This is a genomic window from Micromonospora sp. DT4, from assembly GCF_049841675.1.
Lineage (GTDB): Bacteria > Actinomycetota > Actinomycetes > Mycobacteriales > Micromonosporaceae > Micromonospora.
Genome location: NZ_JBNCKT010000043.1, coordinates 33913 through 44976, shown reverse-complemented (window position 1 = coordinate 44976; position 11064 = coordinate 33913). Strand labels below are relative to the sequence as shown.

Sequence of the window (11064 nt, the reverse complement as noted above, 5' to 3'; positions counted from 1 at the left end):
TGAAAGCCTTGTTCGGCAAGCCAGAAGTCCGCTACGCAGCCGGCTAACCACGGCACCTTTGGGTTACTGGTCAATAACCGGGAACACCGGCGTACGGGTTGTCGACCTTGACCCCGGGGGGCGGGGTGGTCGGCGGCGGCCCCGTCGTGGGCGGAGGGGTCGTGGGCGGAGGCGTGGTGGGGGGAGGCGTGGTCGGCGGGGGCGTGGTGGGCGGCGGGGTGGTCGGGTTACCGGTACCACCGTTGCAGACCACACCGTTCAGGGTGAACGACGTCGGCTTCGGGTTGCTGCCGCTCCACGCGCCGTTGAACCCGATGCTCGTCGTCGCACCGGTGCCGAGCGTGCCGTTGTAGGACATGCTGCGGGCGGTGACCTGGCTGCCGGACTGGGTGTACGTGGCCGACCAACCCTGCTGCACCCGCTGGCTGGAGTTGGGGAAGGTCCAGCCGAGCGTCCAGCCGTTGACCGGGTCGCCAAGGTTCTTGATGGTGATGTTGGCGGTGAAGCCACCCTGCCAGTCATTGCTCGTGTACGCGATGTCGCACTGCGTTGCGGCCTGAGCCGCGGTAACCGGGATTGTCACCAGCCCGCCGGCGACCAGAACGCCCGCGCCGGCGAGCGCGAGGGTCCGGCGGGGGCCGGACGGCCTTCTCCACACATTCATGCCACTGATCTCCTTGGGCGAGACCGGGCTCGCGTACGGCCCGGCGAGACGGCCCGGCGGGCGTCCTGCACGGACGGCCTCCGGCGCCACGGGATTCATTGGGGGGGCGCCCGACCCGGACGGGCGGTGGTGGTGGTGGTGATGATCGGCCGACGCGAGCCGACCGATCGGCGGCCGGTTGTCGTCCGGTGAACCGAATGCCCTCGACGACCTGCCTGCGCGGAGTGGCTCCCCGAACCGCGTGCGCCGATTCTTACATGGGAGCGCTTCCATGGCAATGGCTCGATGCGCTGGCCCCCCTCAACTCGGACGATACCCCCGAGCAGCGCGAGCGGCACCTGTCGCCCGCTACGGGATGACCGCTGCGGGTCGAGCACTGCGGGTCGACAACAGCGCGGGGCACCCGCAAGGTCGCGCGAGACCCGAGACGGCACTGCGAGCCGAGAAAGCCGCGTAGCACTCTTTAGCCGCTTACCACCAGCAAAGGTCAAAACGCGAATCTTTCCCTTCATACGTCATGAAACGGTCTAACGTCGGTCTTAGCTCGGTTGTCGCCGGGCTCAGGACAACAGGGATGGAGTGACGCAGGTCATGGCTAAGAAGATGCTCGGGAAGGTCGTTGCGGGCGCCGCGCTCGGCGGCGCGTCGCTCCTGGTGTTCGCGCCGGGGATCGCGTTCGCCGACGGGCACCACGACGAGGACGGCAAGGTCTACGCCAAGCCGCACGTCGTGAAGGCTGGCGACGAGGTCAAGCTCCTCGAGATCTGCCCGGATCGGCAGGAGCACGCGTACGTGTGGTCCAAGGTCACCGGCAAGGTCGAACTCAAGCCGGTGCGGGACGACCGGGGTGAGGACCGCGGCGAGTGGAGCGAGGAGGAGGACTCCTACGACCACGACGACAAGGGCAAGGACGAGCACGGCAAGGACGACAAGGGCAAGGACCACGAGGGCAAGGACGAGAACGGCAAGGACGAGAACGGCAGGGACGAGCACGGCAAGGACGACAAGGGCAAGGACCACGAGGGCAAGGACGAGAACGGCAAGGGTGAGAACGCCGACGACGAGCAGCCGGCCGCCGACGACGCCCAGCCTGGTGGCCAGGGCGGCGGCGCTGCCGCCGACGCCTCCGGCGACGAGGACAGCAAGGACTGGAAGGGCGAGGAGCACGGCCAGGACGCGGACGACAGCCGCGACAAGAAGGACTGGGAGTCCAAGGACGAGGACAAGAAGGACTGGGAGTCCAAGGGCCACGAGTACGGCTCCGACAACGGCCGCGAGTCCGAGGGCCGCGGGTCCGAGGGCCGCGAGTCCGAGGGCCGCGAGTCCGAGGGCCGCGAGTCCGAGGGCCGCGAGTCCGAGGGCCGCGAGTCCGAGGGCCACGACTACGGCTCCGACGACGAGTACGGCTCGGACAAGGGCTGGGAGTCCAAGGGCCGCGAGTACGGCTCCGACGACGAGTACGGCTCGGACAAGGGCTGGGAGTCCAAGGGCCACGAGTACGGCTCCGACGACGAGTACGGCTCCGAGAACGGCCGCGAGTCCGAGGAACGCGACCACGGCCGGGGCGAGAACGGCCGCGAGTCCGAGGAACGCGAGTTCGTGTACTACGGCGAGGCCAAGGTCGACAAGGACGCCAAGCCGGGTCGCTACGAGCTCAAGGGCTCGTGCGGCGAAGGCGAACTGGTCGTCCTGCCCCACGGCGGGGTCGACGGTGGTGACGGCGGCGTCAGCACCGGCACCGACCGTGGCCTGGCCACCGGTGGCGCGAGCCTGCTCGGCGCTGCCGCGCTCGGCGGGATCGTGCTGATGCGTCGTCGGCGGACCGATGGTTCGCTCGTCTGACGTGACGGCGACACGGGCCGGCGGCCGTCACGGGAGACCGTGGCGTGCCGCCGGCGCGGCCGTCGTCGTCACCCTCGCCATGATTGGCGCCGGCATGATCGGCGCCTCGTTGAAGACCACGCCCGCTCCCCGCCCCCCGCAGCCGCTGGCCCAGGCCGGTCCCCAGGTCACCGGGCCGGCGGTCGCCGACAGCGACGTCCCATCCATCGACGGGGAGGCCGCCCCGGCCGGGCTCACCCGGTCCGCCCCGACCACCATCGAGATCCCCCGCATCGGCGTCAACGCGACGATCATGTCGCTCGGCACCAACCCGGACGGCACGGTCCAGGTCCCCCCGCTGGAGCAGGCCGACCAGGCTGGTTGGTACGAGCCGGGCGCGAGCCCCGGCGAGACCGGTAACGCGGTCATCGTCGGGCACGTGGACTCGGCGAAGCTCGGCCCGGCCGTCTTCTTCGACCTCGGCTCGCTCGTGCCCGGTGACACGATCACCGTGCGGCGGGCCGACGGTCAGCCGGCGACGTTCCGGGTCGACTCGGTGAAGTCGTACCCGAAGACGTCCTTCCCCACCGAGCTGGTGTACGGGCCGAACGACCGGCCCGGCCTGCGGGTGGTCACCTGCGGCGGCCAGTTCGACGAGGCGGTGCGGAGCTACCGGGACAACGTCGTCGTCTTCGCCACCCTGGCGGCGTGAGGCGGACGTACCCGAAAGCGGTCCGGCCGGTCGGGGTCACTCCGACCGGCCGGACCGTGTCCGGCGTACCGAATCAGGCGGCGGCGGAGGTTCGCACCAGGGTGCGGATCTGCCGCAGCAGCACCGACAGGGCAGCGAGATCCGCCCGCGACTCGTCGAACTCCCCCATCGCCCGGCGGGCCCGGTGGATCGACGTCGCGTTCGACTGCTCCCACTGCTGCACCCGCTCGTGCGGCGGCAACTCCTCTGGAGTGGAGTCGAGCACCTCCGCGGTGAGCGCGGCCAACGCCGCGTACAGGTCGTAGCGCAGCGCCATCCGCGCGAGGGTCTGCCAGCGGTCCTCCCGCGGCAGCAGGGAGATCTTCGACAGCAGCGAGTCCACCCGGAACAGGTCGGAGAGCACGAAGTAGACCGAGGCCACCTCGCCGACGTCCCGCCCGCTGCGAGTCGCGGTCTCCACCACGTCCAGCAGGCCGAAGCTGTACATCAGCCGGGTCGCCCGCTCGGCCAGCTCGCGGGGCAGCCCACGCTCGGTCATCGAGTCGATGTGCGCCGCGATGCCCTGCCGCTCGCTGCCGTAGAACAGCTCCTCCATCCCCGGCAGCAGCCGGGCCACCCCGTCGCGCAGCCGGGCGATCTCGGTCGGCACGTCGATCGGCGAGCGCCGGTTGGTGACCAGCCAGCGCACGGCACGGTCGAGCAGCCGACGGGTGTCCAGGTAGACGCTGGTCTGCAACTCCGGCGAGACCTTGTTGTCCAGCGCCTCCACCGCGTCCCACAGGTCACGCAGCCCGAACACCTCGCGGACCACCACGTACGCCCGGATGACGTCCGCGGCGCTGGCCGCGGTCTCCTCGACGACCCGGAAGACGAACGAGATGCCGCCCCGGTTGATCGCCTCGTTGACCAGCACGGTGGTCACGATGTCGCGGCGCAGCCGGTGCCGGCCCATCCGGTCGGCGAACCGCTCGCGCATCGGCGTCGGGAAGTAGTTGACCAGGACCTCGGACGTCCAGTCCTCGTCGGCCAACCCGTCGGTGAGGATCTCCCGCTCAAGGACGATCTTCACGTACGCGAGCAGCACGGCGAACTCCGGCGCGGTCAGCCCGGACTCGCTGCGGACCGCCAGCTCCTCGTCCGGCGGCAGCGCCTCCAGCGACCGGTCCAACGCGCCGGACCGCTCCAACTCGTTGATCATCCGACGGTGCACGGGGAGCAGCGACGCGGCCTGGGCCTGAGCGTTGTTGATCGCCCGAGCCTGGTCGTAGTTGTCCCGCAGCACCAGCTCCGCGACCTCGTCGGTCATCCCGGCCAGCAGCTCGTCCCGCTCGGCGGTGGTCAGCTCGCCGTCGGCCACCGCGGTGTTCAGCAGGATCTTGATGTTCACCTCGTGGTCGGAAGTGTCCACACCGGCCGCGTTGTCGATGAAGTCGGTGTAGATCCGGCCACCGGTCAACGCGTACTCGATCCGGCCGAGCTGGGTCCAGCCCAGGTTGCCGCCCTCGCCCGCCACCCGGCAGCGCAGGTTGCGCCCGTCCACCCGGATCGCGTCGTTGGACTTGTCGCCCACCTCGGCGTTGGTCTGGGTGGACGCCTTGACGTACGTGCCGATGCCGCCGTTCCAGAACAGGTCCACTTCAGCGGTGACGATCGCCTTCATCAACTCCTGCGGCGACAGCTGCGTGACGTCGTCGTCGAGGCCGATCGCCGCCCGGACCTGCGGCGTGATCGGTATCGACTTCGCGGTGCGCGGGAAGATGCCGCCCCCGGCCGAGATCAGCTCCGGGTTGTAGTCCTCCCAGGAGGAGCGGGCCAGGTCGAACAGCCGCCGACGCTCCGCGTACGAGGTGGCGGCGTCCGGGTCGGGGTCGAGGAAGATGTGCCGGTGGTCGAACGCGGCCACCAGCCGGATGTGCTCGGAGAGCAACATCCCGTTGCCGAACACGTCGCCGGACATGTCGCCGACGCCCACCACCGTGAAGTCCTGGGACTGGGTGTCCAGGCCCAGCTCCCGGAAGTGCCGCTTCACGGACTCCCAGGCGCCCCGGGCGGTGATGCCCATCTTCTTGTGGTCGTACCCGGCCGAACCACCGGAGGCGAACGCGTCACCCATCCAGAAGTTGTGCGCCAGGGAGATCTCGTTGGCGATGTCGGAGAACGTTGCGGTGCCCTTGTCCGCGGCCACCACCAGGTACGGGTCGTCGCCGTCGTGCCGGACCACGTCCTCCGGCGGCACGATCTGCCCGCTGACGATGTTGTCGGTGACGTCCAGCATCGCGCCGACGAACTCCTGGTAGCAGGCGACCGCCTCGTCCCGGTCGCCCGGCTTCTGCTTCAGCACGAAGCCGCCCTTGGCGCCCACCGGCACGATGACCGTGTTCTTCACCATCTGCGCCTTGACCAGGCCCAGTACCTCGGTCCGGAAGTCCTCCCGACGGTCGGACCAGCGCAACCCGCCTCGGGCCACCGGCCCGAACCGCAGGTGCACGCCCTCGAACCGTGGCGAGTAGACGAAGATCTCGAACTTCGGCCGGGGCGCCGGCAGGTCCGGGATGGCCTGCGGGTCCAGCTTGAACGCCACGTACGCCTTCGGCCGCCCGCCGACCGGCTTCTGGTAGAAGCTGGTCCGCAGGGTCGCCTCGATCAACGTGAGGTACGAACGCAGGATGCGGTCCTGGTCGAGGCTGGCCACGTCGTCCAGCGCGCCCCGGATCGTCTCCACCAGCTCGCCGCTGCGCTGCTGCCGCTGTTCGGCGCTCAGCTCGCCCGGCGCGAACCGCGTCTCGAACAGCTCCACCAACAGGCTGGCGAGCTTCGGGTACGCGATGAAGGTCTGCTCCATGTAGTCCTGTGAGAAGACCGTGCCGGCCTGCCGCAGGTACTTGGCGTACGCCCGCAGCACCACCACCTGCCGCCAGGTCAGCCCGGCACGCAGCACCAGCTCGTTGAACCGGTCCACCTCGGCCTCGCCGCGCCAGGCCGCCGCGAACGCGTTCTCCACGTGCGGGCGTACCTCGGCCAGCTCGTGGTGTCCCTCGGGCAGCATCAGGCCGAAGTCGTACAGGTAGACCCGACCGTCGATCCGGTCCACCTCGTACGGGTGCTCGTCGACCACCCGTACGCCGAGCGAGTGCAGCACGGGCAGCACGGCGGAGAGCATCATCGGCTCGCCGTACCGGTAGACCTTGAACCGCACGTTCATCTCATCGGGCAGGTCGGCGCCCGGCACGCGGCTCCCCGGCCGGGGCGCGAGCTGCTTGCGGAACAGGTGCATCTCGAGCTGGCCGGGCTCCTCCAGAAGCTCCAGCTTGGCCAGGTCCTTCATCGCCTCGTACGGCGTGTGCCCGTCCTTGTAGCCCTCCGGGAACGCGTCGGCGTACCGGGCGAACAGGTGCTTGGCCTGCTCGTCGCCGAGCTTGCGCTCCAGCACCAGCCGGTAGTCGTCGTCCCAGAGTCGGGTCGCGTCGGCCAGCTCCTCGGCCAGCAGGTCGGCGTCGATCTCGCCGGGTGGCCGGGTCGGGTCGGTACGGACGATGTAGTGGATCCGGGCGAGCATCGACTCGGTGACCCGGGTCGTGTAGTCCACCCCGACGCCGTTCAGCTCCCGCAGCAGGATGTCCTGCATCCGCAGCCGGTTCTGCGTGGTGAACCGGTCGCGGGGAAGGTAGATCAGGCAGGAGATGAACCGCCCGTACGCGTCGCGCCGCAGGAACACCCGCAGCTGCCGCCGGCCCGCCATCCGCAGCACACCGACCACCGCGTGGTACAGGTCGTCGGTCTTGATCTGGAACAGCTCGTCGCGCGGATAGGTCTCCAGGATCTGGAGCAGGTCCTTGCCGGAGTGGCTGCGCCGGCTCAGGCCGGAGCGGTCGAGCACCTCGGCGACCTTGCGGCGCACCACCGGCAGCTCCCGGACGCTGGTCCGGTACGCGGCGGTGGAGAACAGGCCCAGGAAGCGCCGCTCACCGATGACCTCGCCGAACTCGTCGAAGATCTTGAAGCCGATGTAGTCCAGGTACGCCGAACGGTGCACGGTGGCCCGCGAGTTGGCCTTGGTGATGATGAGGAGGCGCTTCTCCAGCACCTTCTCGTGCGCCTCGTGCGTCATCGACGACAGCGACCGGGCGTCCGGCGAGTCCGAGCGCAGGATGCCCAGCCCGGTGCCTAGCACCGCTTCGAGAGCCTTGCCGTCCACCGGGTCCGTGGAATTCCCGTCGGGAGTGTCGACCAGGCGGTACTCGCGGTAGCCGAGGAACGTGAAGTGGTCGTGCGCGAGCCAGCGCAGCAGCTCCACCGAGTCGGTGATGTCCTTCTCCGGCACCGGTGGGCGGTTGTCCGAGGTGCGGGCCGAGGCCAGCTCGTCGGCGAGCGCGAGGGCACGCTGGCGCATCTTCGGCCAGTCCTCCACCGCCTCCCGCACGTCGGTGAGCACCCGTTGCAGCTCGCGGCGCAATCGCTCCCGCTCGGCCGCGTCGCGGACCGGGTCGATCTCGATCCGCATCCAGCTCTCGATGATGTCGCCGGCGATCGCGTCGTCTGGCTCCACGTCCGCGGAGACCTCGGTGAGGCGGCCCAGCGGCTCACGCCGCACCACCACCAGCGGGTGCACCAGCAGGTGCACGTCGAGGTGGTACGAGTTGAGCAGCGCGGTCACCGAGTCGACCAGGAACGGCATGTCATCGGTGACGATCTCGACGACGGTGTGGTGCTGGTCGGCGTGCGGCTCGTGGATGCGTAGCTTCAGCTCGCCGGGCACCCGCTGCTGCGCGAGGTCCCGGTGCGCCCGGGCCGCGTCGAGCATCTCCTCCGCCGTGAAGCCGACCAGTTCCTCGTCCGGGGCGAACCGCCAGAAGCGGCCGACCAGGGTCGCCGCGTCGTGGTCGTCCCCGGCGAGCGCGACGGCCTGGGCCACCAGCCGCTCCGCGTTGGGCACCGGCTCGTCGAGCTCGGCGTCCTCCACGTCGTCGGCCAACGCCTCGGTCGGCAGACCCAGATCGTAGATGGTGTCGATGCTCGACCCGGTCAGCCCTGTGACGCCCGTGTCGAGCCGGCCGTAGCCGTCCCCGTCGGTCGCCGCATCGAAGCTGTCGTCGTCCCGGCTGATGTCATCCTGCCGGAGGTCGGGTTCCGGTTTGATCGCCGGACGCCGGTCCATCGGTGCCACTCCCCTCGACCCACCGCGTCGTGGGTCACTCTGCCGCCCAGCCTAGGCCTGCCGTTTGCCGCCTCCGTCAGCGGACCGCCGGCCGGACGTCGGATCGGGACTCTGTCCTTTCACCCGTTGCGGGTCCGAGGTTGGCCGGTTGAGGGATACCCCGCCGCGCGATGTTCATCACACCGGCCCGGTCCGTCTTTCCACACGAAGAGGGCTTCACGGGACGTTGGGGACAGCGTTCGCGTACTACCGTGCAGAGCAGCCGGTTGCACCTGCTCGAAGCAGCCACCGCCGTTGGGCCAGGACTGGCGCAGGACGATCGGCGCGTCCGGGGACGGAACGACGAACCTCAACTCCCCCTCGGAGCCGTCCAGCAACGAGAGATCGGAAGGACCGCTTCATGACCTTGTCCTACCCCCGCCCCCACGGGTCGAACCGCACACGGCGGGTAGCCGCGCTCACCGCGTCCCTGCTCACTGCCGGTCTCCTGGCGGCGTGCTCCGGCGACGACGGGCCGGAGCACAGCGCCGACGCCTTCCTCGCCGGCTGGCGCAGCGGCGACCTGCAGGCGGTCGCGCTTGTCGACACGACGGGCGCCAAGGTGCCGGCGGCCGAGGTGAGCAAGGAGATCAAGGAGCTGTCCGGCGAGTTGGCGGCCACCCCGCCCACCCTGACCCGGCAGGGTGAGCCGAAGATCACCAAGAACATCGCGACGACCACCATCCGGGTGGACTGGTCCCTGCCGGGGCAGGCCCACTGGACGTACGACCGGGAGCTGCGGCTCGTCCAGGGCGACGACGACCAGTGGCAGGTCATGTGGGAGCCGCGGGTGCTCCACGAGCAGCTCGCCAAGGGCGACCGGCTGGGGCTGCGCCGCGACGTCGGCACCCGGGCCGGCCTCCTGGACGCGGCGGGCAAACCGATCGTGTCGCCGCGCCCGGTGGTGCGGGTGGGTGTGCAGCCGAACCAGGTCACCGACATCAACAAGCTGGTCAAGGATCTCGACGCGGCCTTCAAGACGATCCGTCCGGCCCTGGTTCCCGGCGTCGACCTCTCCGACCTGCCCAAGCGGGTCGCCGAGTCGGATCCGGGCGCCTTCATCGAGGTCGTGACCCTGCGCGAGGAGGCCTACAAGCAGATCAAATCTCGCGTCTACGACCTACCCGGCACCAAGTTCAACTCCGACAAGCTCGACCTGGCGCCGACCCGGGAGTTCGCCCGTGCGCTGCTCGGCTCGGTCGACCACGCGCAGGCCGACGACCTAGCCGCCCACCCCGACAAGTACGTCGCCGGCGACCTCGTCGGGCACGGTGGACTGCAGGGTCGCTACGACGAGCGGCTGCGCGGCGCACCCGGGCTGACCGTCGTTGTCGAGCGACCCGCCGAGGACGGCAAGCTGGCGCCCACCGGCACCGAGCTGTTCCGCCGCGAGCCGCAGCCCGGCCAGCCGCTGAAGACCACCCTGGACGTGGCCACCCAGAACGCGGCCGACGGGGCACTGCGCGCCGAGCCGCACCGCGCCGCGCTGGTCGCGCTACGAGTCAGCGACGGCGCGGTGCTCGCCGCCGCGAACGGCCCCGGCTCGGCCGGCGAGAACCTGGCCTTCACCGCGCAGGTGCCGCCGGGCTCCACGTTCAAGATGGTCAGCGCGTTGGGCCTGCTGGACCGGGGCGCGGTCACCCTGAACGGCCCGGTGGAGTGCAAGAAGACCTTCACCGTCGACGGCCGGTCCTTCAAGAATTCGAACAACTTCGAGTTGGGCTCCGTACCGTTCCGCACCGACTTCGCGAAGTCCTGCAACACGGCCTTCGCCTCGCTGGCCCCGAAGCTCGGCGGTGACGGGCTGGCCGCCGCCGGCCGCTCGCTGGGGCTGGAGGGGCAGTGGGATCTCGGGATGGACGCCTTCACCGGCAAGGTGTCGACCGGTGGTAGCCCGGCCGAGCAGGCCGCCGCGTCGTTCGGCCAGGGCACCACGCTGGTCAGCCCCCTGGCCATGGCCGGCGCCACAGCGGCCGTCGCCCGGGGCGCCTTCATCCAGCCGAAGCTGCTGATCGACCCGGCGCCGGCCAAGCCGGCCGTGACCGACGGACCGCTCAAGCCGCAGTCGATCGAGGCATTGCGCGCGATGATGCGCGAGGTGGTCACCGCCGGCACCGCCAGCGCGCTCAAGGACGTTCCGGGCGGCGAGGTGTACGGCAAGACCGGCACCGCCGAGTTCGACGACAACCCGGCACACACGCACGCGTGGATCGTGGGCTGGCGGGGCGATGTCGCGTTCGCCGTGTTCGTGGAGAAGGGCGGCTCCAGCACTGATACGGCCGTCCCGATCGCCGAACGCTTCCTCCGCGCCCTCCCCACCCGCTGACCGCCTGGCCCCCTCCTGCCCCGGCCCTCCTGCCCGCGGTGATCAAGAGATTCGAGCGGAATCAGGACGCGAACTTCTTGATCACCGGAGGGGCCCGGGGCAGGACAGGGCCCGACCCGGGAGCAGGACAGGGCCCGACCCGGGAGCAGGACAGGGCCCGACCCGGGAGCAGGACAGGGCCCGGCCCGGGGCTGCCGCGGGAGTCGGGGTCGGCTGGTGGTCAGGCGGTGTCGGTTCTGGAATGCTCGGTGGTGAGTGTCGGTCGTCGTAGCAGGCCTGGGCCGGCTGCGGCGGGTGGGCCGACGGGTTCGACCGCGGTCACCACACCAGCCGGCCCAGAATCGACC

At 70.3% G+C, this 11064-nt stretch carries 4 protein-coding genes and 1 pseudogene; 3 read left to right on the top strand and 2 right to left on the bottom strand.

The genetic code is table 11. From position 1 onward, the window contains the following. Positions 1-73: 73 nt before the first annotated feature. Positions 74-664 (bottom strand): annotated as a pseudogene (locus ACLQ24_RS14865) (cellulose-binding domain-containing protein); the annotation flags it as partial. 591 nt (positions 665-1255) lie between these two features. Between ACLQ24_RS14865 and ACLQ24_RS14860 the strand changes: the two are divergent. Both ACLQ24_RS14860 and ACLQ24_RS14855 read left to right on the top strand, forming a co-directional pair. Beyond that, positions 1256-2506 carry a hypothetical protein gene (locus tag ACLQ24_RS14860; RefSeq protein ID WP_425892071.1) on the top strand — a complete coding sequence of 417 codons (1251 nt, stop codon included), beginning with the start codon at positions 1256-1258 and terminating at the stop codon, positions 2504-2506. A gap of 1 nt (position 2507) precedes the next feature. Further along, a complete protein-coding gene (locus ACLQ24_RS14855; RefSeq protein ID WP_425892070.1) occupies positions 2508-3197 on the top strand; it encodes a class F sortase in 690 nt (229 codons plus the stop codon). A gap of 73 nt (positions 3198-3270) precedes the next feature. On the opposite strand, the gene ACLQ24_RS14850 is transcribed toward ACLQ24_RS14855, so the two are convergent. Then, positions 3271-8352, bottom strand: coding sequence for an NAD-glutamate dehydrogenase (locus tag ACLQ24_RS14850; RefSeq protein ID WP_425892069.1), 5082 nt, complete (start codon positions 8350-8352; stop codon positions 3271-3273). 400 nt (positions 8353-8752) lie between these two features. On the opposite strand from ACLQ24_RS14850, the gene ACLQ24_RS14845 reads away from it, so the two are divergent. Continuing rightward, positions 8753-10717: a penicillin-binding transpeptidase domain-containing protein gene (locus ACLQ24_RS14845; protein WP_425892067.1), complete on the top strand. Its 1965-nt coding sequence runs from the start codon at positions 8753-8755 to the stop codon at positions 10715-10717. Positions 10718-11064 lie beyond the last annotated feature (347 nt).

Coding starts and splice junctions, on each gene's coding strand:
- ACLQ24_RS14860 (WP_425892071.1), top strand. CDS start 1,256: ATGGCTAAGAAGATGCTCGGGAAGGTCGTTGCGGGCGCCGCGCTCGGC.
- ACLQ24_RS14850 (WP_425892069.1), bottom strand. CDS start 8,352: ATGGACCGGCGTCCGGCGATCAAACCGGAACCCGACCTCCGGCAGGAT.
- ACLQ24_RS14845 (WP_425892067.1), top strand. CDS start 8,753: ATGACCTTGTCCTACCCCCGCCCCCACGGGTCGAACCGCACACGGCGG.